Origin of the sequence: Actinomadura alba, from assembly GCF_014323705.1 — a bacterium.
Lineage (GTDB): Bacteria > Actinomycetota > Actinomycetes > Streptosporangiales > Streptosporangiaceae > Actinomadura_C > Actinomadura_C alba.
Map to the genome: position 1 here is coordinate 17590 of NZ_JABVEC010000002.1, position 20984 is coordinate 38573.

Genomic DNA, 20984 nt, shown 5'->3' on the forward strand with positions numbered 1-20984 from the left:
GCTCCCGGTCCCGATCCCTACCGTGCGCTGCATGACGACCTTCACCGCCGTGACCTACAACGTTCTAGCCCAGTCCTTCGCCCACCCCGATCGCTACCCCCTCTGCCCTCCCGAGGCCCTCAGCCCGGCCCGCCGCCACGCCCTGCTGCTCACCCGCGTCGAGGAACTCGACGCCGACCTGCTGTGCCTGCAGGAGCTTGAGCCCGCGATGTACGACGGCCTGCGCGCTCGCCTGGAAACCACCCACGGTGCGGCTTACGTGCAGCGCGGCCGGCGCCCCGACGGCGTGGCCGTCTTCGCCCGGCGTTCCCTCTTCGGCGGGCTCGAACACCATGAACTGCACTACGAGGCACAGCGTCGCGGTGACGACGACCTGGCGCTGATCGTCCGGCTCACCCTCGATGACCGGCCACTCCATGTCGCTTGCACCCACCTGGCGTGGCAACCCGAGTCGACGCCGCGCGCCGAGCACGTCGGCCACCGTCAGATGCTCGAACTCCTCGCGCACCGCGATGCCACGGCCCCGGACGCCACCTGGATCTTCGCCGGCGACTTCAACGCCATATCTCAGAGCATCGTGGTCGCGGCTGCGCTGGAGCGGGGGATGGACGAGAGCTGCCGCAGCCAGCGGCCGTGGGACACCTGTGCCATCAACGGCCGACCGCGCAAGCTCGACTACCTGCTGTTCTCCACGGGACGACTCGAGCCGCGCCCCGGTACTCTGCCCAAGCTCTTCCGCGACACCGCGCTGCCGTCCCCGACCGAACCCTCGGACCACCTGCCGCTGCGCGTCGACTTCTCACCGATCCCGTAACCGGCTGGTCCTGTCGGCGCAGCCACTTGCAGGCCACCCGACATCGAGCGCCCGCCTCATGGTGGTGGCACTTGCGGAGGACCGCGCCGAGCAGATCCATCTGCGCGTCGATCGCGCGCCTCGGCTCCGGCCGGCCCATGGCGCCACTCTGTCGCGGCTTCCGGGTCTTTCTCGCGGGGGCGTGGCCTTGATGTGGAGGTGATGGCGCGGTATGGCTGGGACATGACTGTGGTGATCACCGGGGCGACCGGGAACGTGGGCGGCAATGTGGTAGCCGGGCTGCTGGAGCGCGGGGTGCCGGTGCGGGTGACCAGCCGGGATCCGGGTGGAGCGGTGTTCCCGGCGGGTGTGGAGGTGGCGCCGGCGGATCTGACCGAGCCGGAGAGCCTTCGGGCGGCGCTGGTGGGAGCGGATCGGGTGTTCCTGTACCCGCGCATGCAGGACCCGGACGCGCTGGTCGCGGTGCTGTCGGAGGCGGGGGTCGAGCACGTGGTGCTGCTGTCGTCGTCCGCGGCGGCGGCCGAGGGCGTGGAGGACGACTTCAACGGAGGCAACCTCCTCAGGAGGATCGAGAGGCCTCTCGCCGCGTCCGGGCTGACGTACACGTTCCTGCGCCCGGACACGTTCGCCGGCAACGCCTCGGCCTGGCGGCACACCATCAGGGCCAGCGGCACCGTCCCGCTGCCCTACCCGGACTCGGTGCAGGTGCCGATCCACGAGAAGGACATCGCCGATGTCGCCGTGGTGGCGCTGACCACCGACCGGCTGAACAACGCCGCGCCGGTGCTCACCGGGCCGGAGCGGATCACCCTGCGCGAGCAGGTGGCGGCCATCGGCGCCGCGATCGAGCGCGAGTTGACCGTGGTGGAGCAGACCGAGGCGGAGGCCCGGGAGTTCTTCGGGCGGTTCATGGCGCCGCGGTTCTTCGACGCCATCCTCGGTGCCTGGCGGGCGTCGGTCGGCGCGACGCCCGAGATCTCGCCGGAGGTGGAGAAGATCACCGGCCATCCCGGCCGCACGTTCGCCCGGTGGGCCGTCGACCACGCCGACCGGTACCGGTAGCCGGCGGGGCGGGGCGGTCAGCGTGATCTCGGGTGGGCTGCTTTCCGCATAGGAGTTCCGCAGGGCGCCGGCTCAGGGAGGAGGCCGCCCGGACCACGCCTCGGGGCGGGAAAGTAGAAGCCGGTTGCGGTTGATACCTATGTGACCGCCATCCGCGCCATGGAAAGGCACCACATGACAGGGGACCCCCCGCCCCGCCCGGCCGAGCGTTTCGACGAGGTCTTCGACGTCTACTTCGCCGAGATCCACCGGTACGCGGCCAAGCGGCTCGGCCCGGACGCCGCCGCCGACGTCGCGGCGCAGACGTTTCTGGAGGCGTTCCGGCAACGCCGGCGCTACGACCCGGAACGTGCGCACGTGCGCACCTGGCTGTACGGCATCGCGACCAAGGTGGTCGGCAGGCACAAGCGGGCCGAGACGCGCGCGCTGCGGACACGCGCCCGCCTCGGCCCGGGCCGCAGCAGCGAGGAGCACACCGAACGGGTCGATTCGCGGGTCAGCGCCGAGGGCCTGCGAGGCGAGCTCGCCGGGGCGATCGCGGCGCTGCCGCGCGGGCAACGCGACGTGCTGCTGCTCGTGGCCCTGGCCGACCTCAGCCACGACGAGGTCGCGGCGGCGCTGGGGATCTCCTATGGCACGGTCGGCTCCCGGCTGAACCGCGCCCGAACCACGCTGCGCAAGGCGCTGGGCGGGACCAATCCGATGCTCACTTTGGAGGAACAACATGGATGAGGTGCGGATGGTCCGGGACCGCTACCCCGAGCCCGCCCCGCCCACCGCCCAGGAGATCGCCCGGGCGAAGGCACTGCTGAACGAGGCGCCGCGCCGTTCACTGCCCCGGCTGCGGTGGGGCCTGGGCGGCGTGGTCGCGGCGGGCGCGGCCGCGACCCTGGCGTTCACACTCGTCGGGGGGAATACGTCCGGCGGGGGGAACCCCGCGCCGCTCCGCACGGTGAACCTGGACGCCAAGGGGGCGATCCTCGCGGCGGCGGAGAAGGCGGAACAACAGCCGATCGGCAAGTACTGGTACGTCGACCACCTCGACGGCCAGTCCTACATCATGCGTCCGAAGACCGGTACCTACGCGATCACCGGTGCGACCAGCGAGTCGTTCAGTTGGTACGGCGCGAAGCCCGGCATGGGCGAGGCGTACTACGGCCGCGACCTCCCGGCCCACCCGCTGACCGCGCGGGATGCCGCACTGTGGCGCAAGGCCGGCTCCCCGTCGAGCTTCCGCGTCTGGTCGGGCGACAAGTACCTCACCTTCACCACCAAGGCGACGAAGTGGAGCGCGAACGGCCCGGAGCGCGGCACCGACCCCCGCGGCGGCGGGGACTTCATGGGGAAGTCGGCCAAGGAGCTGCAGAACCTGCCGACCTCCCCGGACGAGCTCGCCAAGATGTTCTTGAGCGAGACGGAGATGAAGAGGGCGATGGGCCACCTGCCGAATCCGCGGGCCGAACTGGAACAACGCTTCCGGCAGGCGGAGCCCTACTCCGACATCATGAGGGTGGCGTCGCTCCTGGGGCGTGCTCCGGTCCCGCCGAAGGTGCGGGCGGGCCTGATGCGGGCGCTGGCCTCCCAGCCGGGCATCCACGCGATCGGCCGCGGCACCGACCCGCTGGACCGCCAGGGCGTCGCGCTGGCCTCCGACGACCGCGCCACGACGGTCACCGGCGAGTTCGGTGGGCCAAAGGTCGATCAAGGGACCTACCGCTCCCGCGCAGTAGTCATCTTCGATGAGCGCACCGGCGCGCTGCTGTCCCGCCAGGAGGAGCTGACCAAGCCCGGCGGCCGGTACGCGGAGATGAAGCCGGGCTTCATCATCGAATACCAGGCCGTCCGCTCGACGAACTGGACCGACACCAAGCCGACCCCCCCGGCCGAACTGCCGTTCGACTGACCCTTCGCCCGGTCCATCAGCCGGGTCTCGATACCGTCCAGGACGGCCTGCGGACCGAAGGTGAAACGGTCGTCCAGCGCCTCGTCGCCCTCGTTCGCCCAAACCTCGCGGGCGTGGGCGGCGAGGTGCGGCCGTTCAGGGGCCAGGCGCTCCAGGTAGGACTCCCTCGGCCGCGGTCACAGGGTGGTTGCGGGTCGCGCGGCGTGATCGCGAATAAGTGAGCCCCTGGTAGATCGAGATCTGCTTCGCGCGGGACCCGCCCGCAACCCCTTGACCTCGAGTGCGCTTGATGTTCCAGAGTGATTTTCATGAGCACAACGGACACCAATGCGCAAACACGCGAGGCCGAGATCGACGCGATCAAGCAGCTGGTCGCCACGGTCGAACACGCCCAGAACAACGAGCTCCCCGACGAGTTCCTCCGCCTGTTCCGGACCGACGCGATCTGGACGACGGGCGGCGGCAAACGCCTCTTCGGCCTCGACGAGATCTCGACATTCACCCACCAGGTGCTCCCCGGTGGGATGCAGGGCCTGACGATCACGTTCGAGCTGGAACACGTGCTGTTCATCCGCCCCGACGTCGCTGCCGTCAAGCTGCGCCAGGTGTACCAAACACCCGACGGGCCGGACGTGGGCTCTCCGCTGTGGGTCATGGCGAAGGAAGACGGGCAGTGGCTCCTGACCGCCTGCCAGAACATCGGCGTGCCCGACGACGAGCTGGGGGCGAGCGTGGAAAGCAGGCCCATCTTCGGCTCCGGAAGGTGAAGCCGGTACTCACCCGTCGACAACTGATGGCGTCAGCCATATCTGCGAGGCCTGGCTGATGGGATGATCTGCTGACCGCTCACGAGCTGAAAGCCACTGCCATGCCCCACGTCCCCGCTGACCCAACGGTCCTTCACCCGTTTCCCGACCAGCCGCGGGTGGTGTTGTTGAAGCCGCTGGTGACCTCCGAACTCATCGAGGTCGGGGAGTACTCCTACTACGACGACCCTGACGAGCCGACCGCTTTCGAGACCCGGAACGTGCTCTACCACTACGGGCCGGAGAAGCTGATAATCGGGAAGTTCTGCGCGTTGGGCACTGGGGTCAGGTTCATCATGAACGGCGCCAACCACCGCATGGACGGCCCGTCCACCTTCCCCTTCCCCATCATGGGCGGATCCTGGGCCGAACACTTCGACCTGATCACCGGCCTACCCGGCCGAGGCGACACCATCGTCGGCAACGACGTCTGGTTCGGCTACAACACCATGGTGATGCCCGGCGTACACATAGGACACGGCGCGATCATCGCCTCGGGCGCCGTGGTCGTCGACGACGTCCCCGACTACGGCATCGTCGGCGGCAACCCGGCCGAACTCATCCGCACCCGCTACAACGACGACGAGATCGCCCGCCTCCTGGCGCTGGCATGGTGGGACTGGCCCGCCGAGCACATCACCGAACATCTGCGGGTCATCATGTCCGGCACCATCGACGACCTCGAAAAGCTCATGCCCCGAGCCTGACCCACCTCAGTCGTCACCGACCGCCAGCGTGCTGGTCCGTACGGGCTCCGGATCGACCGGCGCCTGAAGCGGCGAGCCCGCGGCCGCGCCGGATAAATATGTGGCGCTCACGCGACCGCTCTCATACGCTCTTTTCAGCGCGATGGAGCAGCTCGGTCAGCTCGCAGGGCTCATAATCCTGAGGTCGCAGGTTCAAATCCTGCTCGCGCCACGAATGCACCTCCCGGTGCGACGCCAGGGTTAGGTCGTTCCAGGAATACGACGCCATTGGGCTTGTGCCCGTGGGAGGCCTCACGGCTGTGTGTGCTGACGCCGACTATGAGCAGAGTGCCGGTCGGTAGAGCGCTCTCGGGCTTCCTGCCCGACCATGAGGGTCGACCACGCGGCAAACGGCGACCGACTCAGGGCGGATCGTGAGTAGGAGGCGGTACGTCGCCAGAGGAGTACCAGGGGGCTACCGAATCTGGGACAACAGGGGGCGTCGCTGGTGGGGCGACCACTACGAGGTCTGCCCTGATGATCTTCTCGGCGAACTGAACGGTGCGAAGGACCACGAGAAGATCACCGCCTTGCTCAAGCGTTACCGGGCACAAAAGCGATAGCCATCCGACCTCGGCCGCACCCAGCATGGGTCGTACGGCCGGCGGGCAGGGATCAAGCAACCTGCATCGGAATCATCGGCAGTGCTCAGGTGGCAGCCCACGCGCCACCGGAGGTGGTCGAGACGGTGCGCCGCCACGTTCAGTTCGTTGACGGCCGGGTCGCCATCTTTGATGACCACCTGCGGTACGGCGCGCGTTGCAACCGGGACGAGGCATCGCGGCGCTCGCCGTGATCGTGGCCGGAGTGGGGCTCCTCGCGTTCGGTGGCCAGAAGCAGCACGTGGAGGACGCGCATTGGGAGCGTTCAGCGGTTCAGACGGCCACCGTGGTCGGTCACAACGAGGCCGACTACCGCATCCGGGTGCTGATGGCGGGCGGTGCCGAGCGTGAGTTCGATGTCCCGTTCCCCTCGGAGTACCGGATCGAGGAGTCCGTGGACGTGAGGGTCGACGGCAGTTGGGCACGCCTCGCCTGGTACCCCTACGACGCGCTGTGGTGGTACGCGGGCGGGCTGCTGGTCACCATGCTCGGAGTCACCGTTGCCGTATGCCACCTGTGGTGGCGGCGGGAGTTGCGGAATTGGAAAGGGATCCAGTGCCCTCATTCGCGGTGACGGTGATGTTCGTCGGGGCCGCGGCCCATGTCTTCCCACTCGGCAAAGGGCCGGGCCGTCGGCTGCTGAGGTTCTCAGCGATCAGACTCTGGTCTCCGCCTGAGCACGGGTCCGCCGATCTCCTTTCGCCGGACGGGCCGCCAAAGGGGTACCCGGACGACGAGGACCTGGGTCCCCAGGTGGTGGACGGGATCCTTTACGGTCGGCCGTGCGAAGGCGCGGCCATCACGTTGCGGATCGGCGACGTCTGGCTCATCTCCGATTTCGGGGTCGGGAGCCCGACCGGCGCCGGCTCGAGTCGCCTTCCATTGGTCGTCTGAGCCCGAACCACCAGGCTCGGGCGGCCCGCCGGGTGTCGCAAATCGCTCGCGCGATGGGATGGGCGGCGGGGACCCTGAGTTCCAGCCGAACCGCTGCGGGCCGCCCTCGCCGCGACGGACCGGCGTACCCGCCGTGCCGCCCACCTGACGGGGCTCGCGGCCGGCCGTCTCGACATGGCTCAGATGCTGCACGCCGCCCGGCACGATGGCGAACTGCCGACCCGCGTACGGTGCGCTGAGGCGGCGGTGAAGACCGCGATGGAGAGATCTCGCCGTGGGAGCGGATGTCGCCGGGTGATGTCGAGACCGGGCCTTCTGCTCCGACCTCTGATGCAGGGCGCCCGCACAGGGCACCTCTACATGGGGCCGAGCCGTCGGCGCGGAGAGGATGAGTCATGGGACAGCCAGTGGTGCACTTCGAGATCATCGGGACCGATCCGGCGAAACTTCGCGGCTACTACGGCGACCTGTTCGGGTGGGAGTTCGCCACGGGCGACGCGGCCACCGAAGCGGTGTCCGAGCCGGGCGACTACGGGTTCGTGCACGGAGGCACGGACGGCGACGTGACCGGGATCCCCGGCGGCGTCGGCGGTGGCGAGGGGTACGAGCGCCGCGTCCTGTTCTATGTGGGCGTTCCCGACGTCGAGGCCGCGCTCCGGAAGGCCGAGAGCCTCGGCGGAACCCGCCGGATGGGCCCCGAGCGGGCTCCCGGGGACGATCTCGTGGTCGGGCACTTCACCGACCCGGAGGGCAACCTGATCGGCGTCGCCGGTACCGCGTAGCCAACGGTGTCGTAGCCCGGGACGTGAACCATAGGAGGCGGAGATGAAGTACCTGTTCTTGATCTACAGCAACCCGGAGAGCTGGGAGCACCCGATATTCCAGCGGGATCCGCGGTTCCTCGCCCTGTCGCAGGATGAGCGTGACGAGCTGCTCAGGGATGACGAGGCTCTGTACAAAGAGTTCACCGAATCCGGAGAGCTGGTCGGCGGCGTTGCCCTGGGCGACCCGATGGACAGCAAGACCGTACGGGTGCGCGACGGTGTTCCGGCGACCACGGACGGGCCCTACATCGAGACCAAGGAACAGCTGGCGGGTTACTTCGTGTTCGACTGCGACAGCCCGGAACGGGCGGCCGAGATCGCGGCGCGATTCCCCGATGCCCGGTTCGGAGCCGTGGAAGTGCGCCCGATCATGGACATGTCCGGTCAGGAGATGTGAGCGCCGGCGGCGACCGACGCCTCCGCTCGCCGGGCGGAGGCCGGCCGGTATCCGCTCGCCGACTTCGGCTGATCATGCGGCTTAGAGCGCCGTTAGGAGCAGGTGTACGGCCAGAGCGGTGATCACCGTGCTGGAGGCCATGGCGGTGACGAGCCGCCCGCGGCTGCCGGTCAAGGCCCGGCCGAGCAACGCGCCACCGCCGGCCAGCAGCAGTTGCCAGCTGGCGGACGCCGCGAAGGCGGCGAGGACGAACACAGCCTGTTCCAGGTGGTCCGGAGCCGCCGTGGCCTGGCTGCCGAGCACGAGCGCGGCGAAGTAGATCACGGTGGTGGGGTTCATCATCGTGATCCCCAGCAACCCCAGGTACGCCCGTGCGGGACTGACCGGTGTCTCGTCGGTACGAGTGGACGTCTGGTGCCCGCGGTGCTGCCTGATCGCCACGATCGCCCCCCGGACGGCCAGCGCGATGAGGACCAGGGCTGAGCACCAGCGCAACGGGAGCATGATCGGCTGGATCACGGGAGTGAGCGCGGAGCCCCCCAACGCGGCGATCAGCGCGTACAGCCCGTCGGCGGTGGCGACGCCGAGCGCGGCGAAGGCACCGATCTTCAGAGACGTTCGAGCTGTGAGTGCCACCAGGTACGTCGCGACCGCTCCGACCGGCATGGCGATGCCATATCCGGCGAGGAGTCCCGCGACCAGGGCGGCGATCACGACCTGGAGAGAGTCGGCCTCCATGGTCGGCCGGGCTGCTGCTGGACCCGCACCGGTCGAACGGCGTCGGCCAGCGGCAGGAAGGCGATGGTCGTGGTCATGGGCAGAGCCTGTGTGCCGCGAGGTCGTCTGGGCAACTCATTTTCGAGCTCGCGCGAACGACTAAATCGCGGTACTAAAGGGCATTGCGGTGCCGGCGCCTCCAGTACGCGATGGTGAGCGTTCCCAGCAGCGGCCCCCACAGCAGCAGCGGCGCGTAGGCCACGACGGCCAGCACGCCCTGCCAGTCGTCGAAGTTGAGCGGGAAGTTCGCGGCGAGAGGTTCGCCTTGGATGGTGTGCCCGAGTGCGGCGTTGACCGCTGCGAGGGTGCACATCAACGTCAGTACGGCGGCGCCGGCGGCGGCCGGGACGACGGCCGCGAGCACCGGTACCCTCCGCCCGCGCAGCCCCGGGATCCAGCGTGGGAACACCTCTCCCCACGTGGCGATCAGTCCCACGGCAGCGAACGCCAGCAGTTCGGAGCCGACCGACAGCAGCACCACGTACAGCTCCATCGGCAGCCATGCCGGAAGCCGTCCGGCTCCCGGCTCACCGTGGACCACGATCGGCGCGTGGAAGGTGACCACCGCGACCCGCCAGATGCCGGCCGGCAGCACGGTGAACGGGATGGCGAAGGCGGCGATCCGCGCCCACCGGGGAACCTCGGCGGCGGGGGCGTGCGCGGCCGTCCAGGCGGCGCGTACCCGCCCGCTCGTGGCTGGTGCTTCGGTGAGGGTTGACATGCGCGATCCTCCGGTCCGGCGACGGCGGGCATCGCTTGCCCGCCCCGTTGCGAAGATCGCAGCCGCCCGGGGTCGTCCTCATCGCCCGCCGGACGGAACCGCGTCCCCCGCACGGGGGGCTTCGCGGCGTCTGGACACCGAGAGTCGGTCTCAGGCCTTCCTACCGCCGTGGTTCCGCCGGAGGTTCGATCTGGTCGGCCACGCACACCAGGGCACGTGGCTTCGGTGACCTGTCAGTGGTCATCGTCGGCTGTGGGAGCCGTTCTCCTTCTGCCGGCTGTTCGCGGCATGCTTGCCGCGTGAGCCGGAGCCACCGCTCTTGCGGGCTCGCAGCATTTCGAAGGCGATGGGCAGCACGGAGATGAGGACGATGGCGATCAGGATCATCTCGATGTGACCCTTGACGAACTCGATCTGACCGAGGAAGTAACCGAGCAGGGTCACCCCGGCGCCCCACAGGGTGCCGCCGATGACGTTGTAGATGACGAAGGTCTTGTAGTGCATGTGGCTCACCCCGGCGATGATCGGGGTGAACGTGCGAACGATCGGAACGAAGCGCGCCAGCACGATCGAACGGGGCCCGTACTTCTCGAAGAACTCATGGGCCTTCTCGACGTTCTCCTGCTTGAAGAACCTCGAGTTGGGACGGCGGAACAGGGCGGGGCCGACCTTGCGGCCGAACATGTACCCGACCTGGTCGCCAGCGATCGCGGCGATGACGATCAGCACGCACACCAGCCACAACGGCTGGGTGAGGTACTCCCCGCCCGCGACCAGCAGCCCGGTGGTGAACAGGAGCGAGTCGCCGGGCAGGAAGAATCCGATGAGCAGCCCCGACTCGGCGAAGACGATCACCAGAATGCCGATCAGGCCGAAGGTGGAGATCAGGTAGTTCGGGTCGAGCCACTGAGGGCCGAGGGCGAGGGTCGTCACTGGCAGGTGCTCCTGGGTCGGGGGCGAGACTGCGGCAGGCCGGTCGACGGCCGCTACGCGATGGCTCCGGCGTCTGAGGACCAGTATCCCGTAGACGTGCCAAGGGCGGACACGCCGTGAATAAAAGATCAGAACTCGTGCGGCCGCAGGGGCCGTCGGCCCCGTTCCCAACGGTCTCCGCCGATGCGCGTGGCTGCGGCGACATGCCCTGCGGTGAGGCGATGAAGTGACCGTCGCCGTCCTGGCGCTGACCACCGCGGCGATCACCCGTGCGGTCGTGGCCCGGCCCGTGATCGCGACGGACGACGACTCGCTGGCCGCCGATGACGCGCTGCGTGCGGACGAAGCCCATAAGCTGCTCCTGCCGCTGCCCATCGCACCTGCGATGATCTTCATGGTGGGCTCCACGGCCAGTCCGGCACTGACCTGGGTCTTCCTTGGATACTCGGTGGCATTCGCGATCGCCTATGGCGTCGTCGGCAGTGCCCGGACGCAGACCCGGACGGGCTCGGAGGAACCGGCAGGATGAGCAGCATCGTCGTCGTCGACACCACATCTCCCGTTCCGCCCTACGAGCAGGTCCGCTCGCAGCTCGCGGAACAGATCAACGACGGCAGGCTGCCCGTCGGCACCAAGCTGCCCACGGTGCGGAAGTTCGCCGCCGACCTCGGGATAGCGCCGAACACCGTCGCGCGGGCCTACCGGGAGCTCGAGGCCGCGAAGCTCCTCGAGACCCGCGGCCGCGGGGGCACGTTCGTCGGGGCCCAGGGCGACCGCAGCCGGACCCGAGCGGCGGAGGCGGCGGCCGAGTACGTCCGCGCCGTCGACGGCCTCGGCATCGCCCGGAAGGAAGCACTCGACATCGTCCGTGCGGCACTGGAAGGTTGACCGCCACGCCGCCGAGGGGGCGGCCGGTCGCCCGGCAGGATGGGCTCGTGGAGATCATCTACGCGACGCGGGCGGCGCCCGGGCTGGGGAACGAGGACTACGTCGTCGCGGGTCCGGACTGGGTGCTGGTGCTCGACGGCGCCACCGCCGCGCCCGGCGTGGACAGCGGCTGCGTGCACACGGTCGGCTGGCTCGTGCGCAATCTCGCGGGGGCCCTCGCTCAGGGGCTGACGACCGAGCCCGACGCCGATCTGCGGGAGCTGGCCGCTACCGCGATCAAGAAGACCTGCGAGGCCCATGGCGGCGGCTGCGACCTGGCGAACCCCGACAGCCCCTCGGCGACGCTCACGATCCTGCGGTGCGGTGCCGCCGAGGTCGACTGGCTGGTGCTCGCCGACTCACCGCTGGTGCTCGACGTGGACGGGCGGATCGAGGTCGTCGCCGACGACCGGGTCGCCCGCCTGCCGAGCTACACCCTTGAGGCCGTACGGGCGGCGCGCAATGACCCGAACGGCTTCTGGGTCGCCGGGAACAGCCCGGAGGCGGCGTACGAGGCGGTCACGGGCGCGCTGCCCGTGGCGAGGGTACGGCGCGCCGGTCTCTTCACCGACGGAGCGTCCCGCCTCGTCGAACTGTTCGGCCGGCTGGACTGGCGCGGCCTTCTCGATGAGCTGGAAGGCCTCGGCCCGGTCGAGCTGATCAGACGTACGCGAGCGGCCGAGCGGGCCGAGATCGAGGCGGGCCGGCGCTGGAAGCGCGGCAAGCCGCACGATGACGCGACTGCGGCCCTGGTGACCTTCGCGCACGGCCCTGCCGCCCCTCTCCACCTGTCGTGATCATGCAGTGCGGCCGGGCGCGAATTCGATTTCGCGCGTGGCCCGGCTCCGTGTATGGTTGCCTCGCGCGCACGTCGCAAGCCCCTTTAGCTCAGTCGGCAGAGCGTCTCCATGGTAAGGAGAAGGTCTACGGTTCGATTCCGTAAAGGGGCTCCGTTCATTCAGAGGCCGTACCCCCGCCGGGGTGACGGCCTCTTTCCGTTCGCGGCCCCGGCCGGCGATCCCAGACCGAGCCTGACCCGGCTCGGACAGAGCCGGACACAACATGAACCTTTCCCCGCCGCCGTGCGTACCTCCTGATGTCGCCCCCAAGGGCGACGCGGAGAGGTAACAGGTCCGGACGCCCGCGGGTCGGCCCCGCTGACACCGCCCGCGGGCTCCGGACCCTCACTGCTCGTCAAGATCAACGTCGACCTGGCGCCTCGGCCGGCGCAGCGGTTCGACGTCCAGGCCATCCCCACCCTCATGGTGATCCACCGCGGAAAGATGATCACTCCGGCCCCCGGGGCCGAGGCGTCGGCCGAGGACGTCTCCGGGTGCGGTATTCTTGCCTGTCGATGGCAATAGCCGTCGATCGCGTGACCGCCCCATGGCATGGGGTGGCTGCGTGGGGAGCCTTCTAGGCGCTGCCGAGGCTGTGAACCGCGAACTGGTCGGCACGAAGCCGGGAATTCCCGGTCGCGCCGGGAAGGATGCCAAGGCGGAGTAGCTCAGTCAGGCAGAGCAAGCGGCTCATAATCGCTGTGTCGCCGGTTCAAGTCCGGCCTCCGCTACCACCTCGTCGTTCCACCCCCGGTGGGCCGGCAAGGTTGTCCATGTCCCTAGCCCAGAAAGGCACTCCATCGTGGCTGCCACTGACGTCCGGCCGAAGATCACGCTGGCCTGCCAGGAGTGCAAGCACCGCAACTACATCACGCGGAAGAACCGGCGCAATGACCCGGACCGCTTGGAGCTCAAGAAGTACTGCCCGAACTGCCGTACTCACCGAGCCCACCGGGAAACCCGCTAAAGCTTGCTTTGACGCATCCAGCCCGTACTCGCGCACACCTGCGAGGACGGGCTGAACGTCGTTCTGTTACGGTCGCGCGCAGAAGCCTTTGGAGTAGGGACGGACTGCATGGCACTCAACCGTGATTTCATCGGGCGTACCTTCCCCCCGAGCGAGCCCTACGAGGTCAGCCGGGTCAAGATCCGGGAGTTCGCGAACGCCATCGGCGACTCGAACCCGGTCTACCGCGACCCCGAGGCCGCGAAGGCCGAGGGCCATCCCGACGTGATCGCCCCGCCGACCTTCCCCATCGTGATCTCTCTCGGCGGCTCGGCGCTGGCCGACCCCGAGCTCGGCCTGAACTACGCGATGGTGGTGCACGGCCAGCAGAGCTTCGCCTACACGCGTCCGGTGCACGCGGGGGACGTCCTCGTCTGCGAGGCGACCATCACCGACATCCGGTCGGCCGGCCGCAACGAGCGGATGGATGTCACGACGGAGATCAAGACCGTCGAGGGCGAGCTGGTCTGCACCGCGCACAACACGCTCGTCGAGCGCCCGGCCTAAGGAGATCCGTCGATGACCGCCAAGGTGAACTACGACGACGTCGAGGTCGGCACCGAGATCCCCGCGCAGACCTATCCGGTCTCCCGGCTCAACCTGGTGATGTACGCGGGCGCCTCCGGTGACTTCAACCCGATCCACTGGAACGAGCGGTTCGCGAAGTCGGTGGGCCTGCCCGACGTGATCGCGCACGGGATGTTCACGATGGCCGAGGCCGGCCGCTACGTCACGGACTGGCTCGGCGACCCCGGTGCCGTCATCGACTACGGCGTGCGGTTCTCCTCGCCGATCGTGGTGAGTGACGAGGAGGGTGCGACGCTCGTGGTCAGCGGCAAGGTCGAGGAGAAGCTCGACGACAACCGGGTCGTCGTGGCGCTCACCGCCCGTTCGGCCGGGCAGAAGGTGCTCACCCGCGCCAGGGCCACCGTCCGCCTCGCCTGATGTCGCTCGAGTCGGTGACCGCGCATGCTCGCTGAACAGGTGGACCTGGCCGGCTACACCACCCTGCGGCTGGGCGGGCCCGCGCGGCGGTTCGTCGAGGCGGCCACGCAGGAGGAGCTGATCGCGGCCGTCCGCGCGGCGGATCAGAGCGGTGAGCCGCTGCTGGTCTTCGGCGGCGGCAGCAACCTCGTGGTCGCCGACGACGGTTTCACCGGTACGGCGGTGCACGTCGCCACCCGCGGCGTCGAGGTCCTCCCGGAGGGCCGGGTGCGCGTCCAGGCGGGCGAGGAGTGGGAGCCCTTCGTCGCCCGCTGTGTCGAGGAGGGCCTGTCCGGCGTCGAGTGCCTGTCCGGCATCCCGGGCCGCGTCGGCGCCACCCCGATCCAGAACGTCGGGGCGTACGGCCAGGATGTCAGCGAGACCATCACCGAGGTACGCGTGTACGACCGCGCCACCGGTGAGACGGCCGTGTTCGACGCCGCCGCATGCGGGTTCGTCTACCGCGGCAGCGTGTTCAAGGGCTCCGACCGCCATGTCGTCCTGGACGTGACGTTCGCGCTCGAGCGGGCCAAGGAGTCCCGGCCGATCCGCTACGCCGAGCTGGCCGGGCGGCTCGGGGTGGCGGTCGGCAGCCGGGTGCCCCTGCGCGAGGCGCGCGACGCCGTACTGGAGCTGCGCCGCGGCAAGGGCATGGTGCTCGACCCGGCCGACCCCGACACCCGCAGCGCCGGATCGTTCTTCACCAACCCGATCCTCGACGCCACCGGGCTCGCGGACCTGGAACGGCGGGTCGCCGAGCGGCTCGGGCCGGGCGTCGCCTTCCCCCGCTATCCCGAGACGGGCGGCCGCACGAAGACCTCCGCCGCCTGGCTGATCGACCGTGCCGGGTTCGCCAAGGGCCACACCCGCGGGCCCGTGCGGATCTCCACCAAGCACACCCTGGCGCTCACCAACCCCGACGGCGGCCGCACCGAGGACCTCCTGGCCCTCGCCCGCGAGGTCCGTGACGGCGTCCGCGCGGCGTTCGGCGTGGAACTGGTCAATGAGCCCGTCCTCGTCGGCGTGACCCTCTAGCTGGTAGGTTGGCCCGCGTCGAAGGGGAGTAGTCCCAATCGCGTGGTCGACATACTGGCGGATCCCGTGTTCCGCCCGGCCCCGCGGGCCCGTGTCCAGGGCGGACGAGACCTTCGGCCCGGTAGTCATGCCGGGCCGAGGTCGCGATCCCAGCCCCTCCGCCCGGTGACGGAGCGGAAGGGACACAGTGTCGGCTTTCTTTCTCAGCCTTGTCGTGATCTTCGTGGCCGAGCTCGGCGACAAGAGCCAGCTCATGGCGATGACCTTCGCCACCCGGTTCCGCGCCTGGTCGGTGCTCATCGGCATCACCGTGGCCACGGCGATCGTCCATCTCGCCAGCGTCGTCCTCGGCGCGGTCCTCGGCGCGGCGATGCCCACCGGCCCGATCTCGATCCTCGCCGGTCTGGCGTTCTTCGGCTTCGCGGCCTGGACCCTGCACGGCGACGAGCTCACCGAGGGGGAGCGGAGCAAGGCCGCCAGGGCCACCGGATCGGCGATCCTCGCCGTCGGCGTGGCCTTCTTCCTCGCCGAGCTCGGCGACAAGACGATGCTCGCCACGGTGACCCTCGCAGCCGATCACAGTGGTCTGATCGGTCTCACCGGCGTCTGGGCGGGATCGACGGTCGGCATGGTCCTCGCGGACGCGCTCGCCATCGTCGTGGGCCGGGTGCTCGGGAAGCGGCTGCCCGAGCGGGTGATCCGGATCGGTGCGGCCGTGTCGTTCGCCGTGTTCGGCTTGCTGCTGGTCGCCGAGGGCATCAGGACGGTGTGGGGCTGAGCCCCTCGGGCCCCTCGGGCCGGTCGGTCGCGAGCCAGTCGTCGATCCCGTCCAGCAGCTCCTTGCGCACGTCGACCGGTGCGGCCGATCCCCGGACCGAGTGGCGGGCGAGTTCGGCCAGCTCGGCGTCGGAGAAGCCGTAGACCTCCCTGGCCAGTTCGTACTGCCGGGCCAGCCGGGAACCGAACAGCAGGGGGTCGTCGGCGCCCAGCGCGATCGGCGCGCCGGCCTCGAACAGCGCCCGCACCGGCACGTCGGCGGCGGTCGGCACCACGCCCAGCCCGACGTTCGACGACGGGCACACCTCCAGCGTCACACGACGATCGACGATCTTCTCCAGGAGCCGGGGGTCCTCGACGGCGCGCACCCCGTGCCCGATCCGGTCCGCGCGGAGCGTGTCGACGCACTCCCGCACGCTGGCGGGCCCGAGGAGCTCGCCGCCGTGCGGCGTCGACAGCAGCCCGGCGCGGCTCGCGATCCGGAAGGCGCCCTCGAAGTCGTACGCGCGCCCTCGCCGTTCGTCGTTGGACAGCCCGAAGCCGACCACACCGCCGCCGCCATGGCGCACGGCGAGCCGGGCCAGGGTCTTGGCGTCGAGCGGATGCTTCGTGCGGTTCGCCGCGATGATCACACCGATGCCGACGCCGGTGGCCCTCTCGGCCTCACGGGTGGCGTCGAGCACGAGCTCGACGGTGGGGGTGAGGCCGCCGAAGCGCGACGCGTAGCCGCTCGGATCGACCTGGATCTCCAGCCAGCGAGACCCCTCGGCGGCCTCGTCCTCCGCCGCCTCGAGCATCAGGCGGCGTACGTCCGCGGGCTCGCGCAGCACCGAGCGCGCGATGTCGTACAGCCGCTGGAACCGGAACCAGCCCCGTTCGTCGGTGGCCTTGAGCTCGGGTGGCCAGTCCTCCACGAGCGCGTCCGGCAGGTGCACGCCGCGCTCGGCGGCGAGCTCGACCAGTGTCGAGTGCCGCATCGATCCGGTGAAGTGCAGGTGAAGGTGCGCTTTGGGCAGGGCGATGAGCGATCTCGCCTGCGCCGGGACGGGAGGGGCTTTCATGACCTAATCCTGCCGCATCATCGCTGATGAGACGCGTGGGACCCGTGGGATCAAATTTTTTTGAAGTGACGTGCAACCGTTCGTGCGACTCGTGCGTATTTGTCGGGCGCAGAAGGGAATCCGCGAAGAGAGGCAACTCTGATGAAGATGCTTACGATCGTCTTGGCCGCGACCGCCACCGTGGGCACTGTGGCGGCCGGCGGTGCGGCGATCACGCTCGCCGGGAACGACCAGGAGGCCCCCACGGTCCCCGCCGCAGGCGCGGCCGTGCCGGCACCGAAGGTCTCCGCGCCGGCACTTCCCGTGGACGTCGACCCGGCGAAGTGCGTGCAGCTGCCCAAGGGGCAACTGCCCGACGAGCTCCAGACGCAGATCGACCTGCAGAAGCTGACGGGCGCCGACCTCAAGCAGCTGAAGGCCGCCGAACTCGAGAAGCTCAAGTCCCAGTTGCAGGTGGAGTGGCTGAAGGCCAAGCTGCCCGTCGACGCCGACCAGGCGGCGGCGCTGCCCGCGGGCGGTGCGCCGAACGCCGACCCCGCGGCCGTCAAGGCCGCCGTGGACAAGGCCGTGGCGCGGCTGACGGCTGGAGTGCCGAACTGCGGCGTGCCCGCGCTTCCCGCCAAGCCCGGTGACGTCAAGGATCTGCCGGCCGGCGTGCCCGCCACGCTGCCGACCGACGTCCCGCAGTTGCCGACGTTCTCCTGCGCCGATGTGGCGCCCGTGGTCAAGGTCGGCGGAGCCGTCGAGCAGTCGATCACCGCGCAGACCGGGCTGAAGTTCGTCTCCACGAAGACCCGCGAGATCAAGATCAAGGGCAAGAAGGTCTGCATGGTCACCCAGCGCTACACCGGCGGGCTGGGCCAGTGGATGCAGATCGAGCGGATCAAGGGTGAGGTCGGCGTCACGCAGGTGCGGCAGCAGCTGGGGCTGCCGAAGGCCGACGCCGTGACCCTGGGCCGGGACGTCTACTGGCGCTCCCCGCTGCCGGGCGTCGCCGGTTCCGGTCTCATGTGGACGGCCACGCCCGGCGTGGTCGACTACGTCAGCGGCGGCCTCGCGCTGCAGCCCCGTCTGCAGCAGATCGCCACGAAGCTTCACCAGGTGAATTAAGTTGACTCCGCGGGCGGCTTCGCGCGGTGGAGCCGCCCGCGGTCAGCACGGTCTCCAGGGGTGACGGCATCAAGGCGGGCGGTCAGTGTGAGGCGGCGAGACGATGGGTCGTTTTCCGAGTTCGTGGCGGCGCGCGGAAACGCCTTGATGCGCACCGCCGTGCTGATGTGCGGTTCCCGGCAGGACGCCGAGGACATATTGCAGACCGCACTGGAGAAGGCCTACCGGCACTGGGGGCGCCTCGATCCCGAGAGCGACCCTGAGCCGTACGTCCGGCGGATCCTGGTCAACCAGATCATCAGCCGGGCCCGCCGGTGGAAGGTGCTGCGGGAGATACACGTCGCCAAGACGCCCGAGGTGCCGACCTCGTCGGAGACGCACTCGCTCGAACTGCGCGGGACGCTCATGGAAGAGCTACGGCGGCTCGGACCACGGCAACGGGCGGTACTCGTCCTGCGCTATTGGGAGGATTTGTCGGAGATGGAGACGGCGCAGGTGCTCGGCTGCTCGGTCGGCACTGTAAAGAGCCAGGCGTCCAGGGGTCTCGCCAGACTCCGGGAACGTCTCGGCACGAACCTGGCCCTGCTGGGGAGGTGAGCGATGGATCTCGAGAATGAACTAAAGCAGGCCATGGCTGAGCACGTGGCCGAGGCGTCGGCTCCGACGTCACTTGTCGCCGACGTCCATCGTCGGCACCGGCGCAGGGCCAGGCGCGTCCGCACGACGATCGGCGTGGCCGCCGTCGCCGTCGTCACGGTCTCGGCACTGCCCGCCGCCCAGTTCTTCGACATCGGCACCGCCGAACCCGTGGGGGCGCCCACCACCACGACCGGCCCCCGGGCGAGCTCCATGCCACCCGGATCGCCGGTGCCGCTCGCCCCGGTCTCACCCGACCCGCGGACCGGCTCGGGCACCCCACGGGCGGGGGAGACGGCGAAACCGCCCGTCACCCGGCCGTCCCGTGGCGGGGGAGGGCCCGGCGTCGTCAGCCCGATAGTCGACTGGCTGACCTACCTGCCGTCGGGGCTCCGGCCGGCCGGGTCATGCGGCGACGAGCGCGACGGTTCTCGGCGGACGACGATCTGCCGGTGGACCGGAACGGCCGGCACGGTGGAGGTCCGGCTCGTGCGCGACTCCGGGCCGACCGAGATCGAGGATCTCTTCGCCGTCCCGTCGGTACCGCGGCCCGCCGAGGTGCGCGGCCGGCGGGCGCTCGTCGTGGAGCGGATGCTCACCGGCGGTGCCGGCAGCCTGGTCCTCTGGATGGAGCGACCCGGCGCCGGGGTGTCCGTGAGCGTCAGCCCCGGCCTGCGGACCCAGCTCATGCGGATCGCCGAAGGCGCCCGCATACCTTCCTGAGGGGCCACGTACCTTCCGGAGAGGGGAAATAGGGGGAACGGGGCCGCCCGCCCACGGGTGCACGTGAACGGGCGGCCTCGCTGCACATGCCCTCGCGGGCCGCTCTCGTCCGTCGTCAGCTCGCCTCGGACAGCAGCTTGGCCACCCGGCTGACCCCCTCGGCGAGATCCTCGTCACCGAGGGCGTACGACAGCCTGAAATAACCTGGCGTCCCGAACGCCTCACCGGGCACCAACGCCACCTCGGCCTCCTCGAGTACGAGTTCGGCCAGTTCGACGGAGGTCTGCGGCCGGCGTCCCCGGATCTGCCTGCCCAGCAGCTCCTTGACCGACGGATACACGTAGAACGCGCCCTGCGGCTCCGGGCAGAGCACTCCGGGGATCTCGTTGAGCATCCGGACGATGGTCTGGCGGCGCCGGTCGAACGCGGCGCGCATCTCCTCGACCGCCGACAGGTCGCCGCTCACCGCCGTCAGCGCCGCGGCCTGCGCGACGTTGCACACGTTCGAGGTGGCGTGCGACTGCAGGTTCTGCGCCGCCTTGACGACGTCCGACGGGCCGATCAGCCAGCCCACCCGCCAGCCGGTCATCGCGTAGGTCTTGGCCACCCCGTTCAGCACGACGGTACGGTCGGCCATCTCGGGCACCACGACCGGCAGGGAATGGAAGCTCGCGTCCCCGTACACCAGGTGCTCGTAGATCTCGTCGGTGACGACCCACAGACCGTGCTCGGCGGCCCAGCGGCCGATCGCCTCGACCTGGTCGCGGGTGTACACGCCGCCGGTCGGGTTGGACGGCGAGCACAGCAGCAGCACCTTCGTACGGCCGGTGCGGGCCGCCTCGAGCTGCTCGACCGAGACCAGGTAGCCACTGGTCTCGTCGGTCATCACCTCGACGGGCACTCCTCCGGCCAGCTTGATCGACTCGGGATAGGTGGTCCAGTACGGGGCGGGCAGCAGCACCTCGTCGCCCGGGTCGAGCAGCGCCGCGAACGCCTCGTACACGGCCTGCTTGCCGCCGTTGGTGACGAGGACCTGGGAGGACTCGACCCGGAACCCGGAGTCGCGCTCCGTCTTCTCCGCGATCGCCGTGCGCAGCTCGGGGAGCCCGCCCGCGGGTGTGTACTTGTGGAATCGGGGCACCCGGCAGGCGGTCACGGCCGCCTCGACGATGTAGTCGGGTGTCGGGAAGTCGGGCTCGCCCGCGCCGAACCCGATCACCGGTCGCCCGGCCGCCTTGAGCGCCTTGGCCTTGGCGTCCACGGCCAGCGTGGCGGACTCGGAAATGGCGGCGATGCGTTCGGAGATTCGACTCATGTCTCTATGCTCCCAGACGTTCTACCTCGGCTTCAGCCGGTTATCGAGGGCGGCGGGCCGGTGTCGGCGGTCGTCTGGTTCGACGCCGGGGC

General features: G+C 69.8%; 25 protein-coding genes and 3 tRNA genes. 23 read left to right on the forward strand and 5 right to left on the reverse strand.

From position 1 onward, the window contains the following. Positions 1–31 precede the first annotated feature (31 nt). From HKK74_RS03075 to HKK74_RS03120, 10 genes are all read left to right on the forward strand, one after another. Positions 32–814 (forward strand): endonuclease/exonuclease/phosphatase family protein, encoded by a 783-nt coding sequence (locus tag HKK74_RS03075; protein WP_187241482.1) that lies wholly within the window; start codon positions 32–34, stop codon positions 812–814. 222 nt (positions 815–1036) lie between these two features. Beyond that, the gene (locus HKK74_RS03080; RefSeq protein WP_187241484.1) at positions 1037–1876 is read left to right on the forward strand and encodes an NAD(P)H-binding protein; all 840 of its coding nucleotides are present in this window, start codon (positions 1037–1039) and stop codon (positions 1874–1876) included. Between the two features lie 174 nt (positions 1877–2050). Continuing rightward, entirely contained in the window at positions 2051–2608 is a 558-nt protein-coding gene (locus HKK74_RS03085) for an RNA polymerase sigma factor (protein ID WP_187241486.1), read from the forward strand. Further along, on the forward strand, positions 2601–3779 hold the full coding sequence (locus HKK74_RS03090) for a CU044_5270 family protein (protein ID WP_187241487.1): 1179 nt from the start codon (positions 2601–2603) through the stop codon (positions 3777–3779). Before HKK74_RS03085 ends, HKK74_RS03090 begins: the two co-directional genes overlap by 8 nt. 308 nt (positions 3780–4087) lie before the next feature. Continuing rightward, complete coding sequence (locus tag HKK74_RS03095) at positions 4088–4546, forward strand: SgcJ/EcaC family oxidoreductase (RefSeq protein ID WP_187241488.1); 459 nt, start codon at positions 4088–4090, stop codon at positions 4544–4546. 101 nt (positions 4547–4647) lie between these two features. Next, complete coding sequence (locus HKK74_RS03100; protein ID WP_187241490.1) at positions 4648–5292, forward strand: CatB-related O-acetyltransferase; 645 nt, start codon at positions 4648–4650, stop codon at positions 5290–5292. A 136-nt stretch (positions 5293–5428) separates the two neighbouring features. Beyond that, positions 5429–5503: transfer RNA gene (locus HKK74_RS03105), tRNA-Met, on the forward strand. Between the two features lie 587 nt (positions 5504–6090). After that, the gene (locus HKK74_RS03110) at positions 6091–6507 is read left to right on the forward strand and encodes a hypothetical protein (protein WP_187241492.1); all 417 of its coding nucleotides are present in this window, start codon (positions 6091–6093) and stop codon (positions 6505–6507) included. Between the two features lie 715 nt (positions 6508–7222). Beyond that, positions 7223–7609, forward strand: coding sequence for a VOC family protein (locus HKK74_RS03115; RefSeq protein WP_187241493.1), 387 nt, complete (start codon positions 7223–7225; stop codon positions 7607–7609). Between the two features lie 43 nt (positions 7610–7652). Beyond that, complete coding sequence (locus tag HKK74_RS03120) at positions 7653–8048, forward strand: YciI family protein (protein ID WP_187241495.1); 396 nt, start codon at positions 7653–7655, stop codon at positions 8046–8048. Positions 8049–8129: 81 nt separating this feature from the next. Here the strand turns inward: HKK74_RS03120 and HKK74_RS03125 are convergent, their stop codons facing one another. The 3 genes from HKK74_RS03125 to HKK74_RS41255 form a co-directional block, all read right to left on the reverse strand. Beyond that, entirely contained in the window at positions 8130–8786 is a 657-nt protein-coding gene (locus tag HKK74_RS03125; RefSeq protein WP_187241497.1) for a LysE family transporter, read from the reverse strand. 151 nt (positions 8787–8937) lie between these two features. After that, positions 8938–9546, reverse strand: a complete 609-nt coding sequence (locus HKK74_RS03130) for a hypothetical protein (protein ID WP_187241499.1) — start codon at positions 9544–9546, stop codon at positions 8938–8940. 240 nt (positions 9547–9786) lie between these two features. Further along, positions 9787–10479, reverse strand: a complete 693-nt coding sequence (locus tag HKK74_RS41255) for a DedA family protein (protein ID WP_187241501.1) — start codon at positions 10477–10479, stop codon at positions 9787–9789. A 226-nt stretch (positions 10480–10705) separates the two neighbouring features. Between HKK74_RS41255 and HKK74_RS41260 the strand changes: the two genes are divergently transcribed. The 10 genes from HKK74_RS41260 to HKK74_RS03185 all read left to right on the forward strand — a co-directional run bounded on the left by HKK74_RS41260 (position 10706) and on the right by HKK74_RS03185 (position 16048). Beyond that, a complete protein-coding gene (locus HKK74_RS41260) occupies positions 10706–11008 on the forward strand; it encodes a hypothetical protein (RefSeq protein ID WP_187241502.1) in 303 nt (100 codons plus the stop codon). Then, the gene (locus tag HKK74_RS03145) at positions 11005–11367 is read left to right on the forward strand and encodes a GntR family transcriptional regulator (protein ID WP_187241504.1); all 363 of its coding nucleotides are present in this window, start codon (positions 11005–11007) and stop codon (positions 11365–11367) included. The genes HKK74_RS41260 and HKK74_RS03145 overlap by 4 nt, the downstream gene beginning before the upstream one ends. A 47-nt stretch (positions 11368–11414) precedes the next feature. Then, positions 11415–12203, forward strand: coding sequence for a protein phosphatase 2C domain-containing protein (locus HKK74_RS03150; RefSeq protein ID WP_187241506.1), 789 nt, complete (start codon positions 11415–11417; stop codon positions 12201–12203). An 80-nt stretch (positions 12204–12283) separates the two neighbouring features. Beyond that, positions 12284–12356: transfer RNA gene (locus tag HKK74_RS03155), tRNA-Thr, on the forward strand. A 546-nt stretch (positions 12357–12902) separates the two neighbouring features. Then, positions 12903–12979, forward strand: a tRNA-Met gene (locus tag HKK74_RS03160). Positions 12980–13047: 68 nt separating this feature from the next. Further along, entirely contained in the window at positions 13048–13212 is a 165-nt protein-coding gene (gene rpmG, locus HKK74_RS03165; RefSeq protein WP_101786011.1) for a 50S ribosomal protein L33, read from the forward strand. A gap of 108 nt (positions 13213–13320) precedes the next feature. Further along, positions 13321–13758: a MaoC family dehydratase N-terminal domain-containing protein gene (locus tag HKK74_RS03170; protein ID WP_187241507.1), complete on the forward strand. Its 438-nt coding sequence runs from the start codon at positions 13321–13323 to the stop codon at positions 13756–13758. A gap of 12 nt (positions 13759–13770) precedes the next feature. Continuing rightward, complete coding sequence (locus tag HKK74_RS03175) at positions 13771–14196, forward strand: MaoC family dehydratase (RefSeq protein ID WP_187241508.1); 426 nt, start codon at positions 13771–13773, stop codon at positions 14194–14196. Between the two features lie 24 nt (positions 14197–14220). Further along, positions 14221–15270: a UDP-N-acetylmuramate dehydrogenase gene (locus HKK74_RS03180; protein ID WP_187241509.1), complete on the forward strand. Its 1050-nt coding sequence runs from the start codon at positions 14221–14223 to the stop codon at positions 15268–15270. 187 nt (positions 15271–15457) lie between these two features. After that, positions 15458–16048, forward strand: a complete 591-nt coding sequence (locus tag HKK74_RS03185; RefSeq protein WP_187241510.1) for a TMEM165/GDT1 family protein — start codon at positions 15458–15460, stop codon at positions 16046–16048. Here the strand turns inward: HKK74_RS03185 and HKK74_RS03190 are convergent. Further along, positions 16029–17108, reverse strand: a complete 1080-nt coding sequence (locus HKK74_RS03190; protein ID WP_187241511.1) for an adenosine deaminase — start codon at positions 17106–17108, stop codon at positions 16029–16031. The two genes, HKK74_RS03185 and HKK74_RS03190, sit on opposite strands and share 20 nt — an antisense overlap. Before the next feature lie 141 nt (positions 17109–17249). Here HKK74_RS03190 and HKK74_RS03195 point away from each other — a divergent pair, with 141 nt between their 5' ends. The 3 genes from HKK74_RS03195 (at position 17250) to HKK74_RS03205 (ending at position 19577) form a co-directional block, all read left to right on the forward strand. Beyond that, entirely contained in the window at positions 17250–18218 is a 969-nt protein-coding gene (locus HKK74_RS03195) for a hypothetical protein (protein WP_187241512.1), read from the forward strand. A gap of 87 nt (positions 18219–18305) precedes the next feature. Then, a complete protein-coding gene (locus HKK74_RS03200) occupies positions 18306–18815 on the forward strand; it encodes a SigE family RNA polymerase sigma factor (protein ID WP_187241513.1) in 510 nt (169 codons plus the stop codon). A 3-nt stretch (positions 18816–18818) separates the two neighbouring features. Beyond that, on the forward strand, positions 18819–19577 hold the full coding sequence (locus tag HKK74_RS03205) for a hypothetical protein (protein WP_187241514.1): 759 nt from the start codon (positions 18819–18821) through the stop codon (positions 19575–19577). 115 nt (positions 19578–19692) lie between these two features. On the opposite strand, the gene HKK74_RS03210 is transcribed toward HKK74_RS03205, so the two are convergent. Then, entirely contained in the window at positions 19693–20892 is a 1200-nt protein-coding gene (locus HKK74_RS03210; protein WP_187241515.1) for a pyridoxal phosphate-dependent aminotransferase, read from the reverse strand. Positions 20893–20984: the final 92 nt, after the last annotated feature.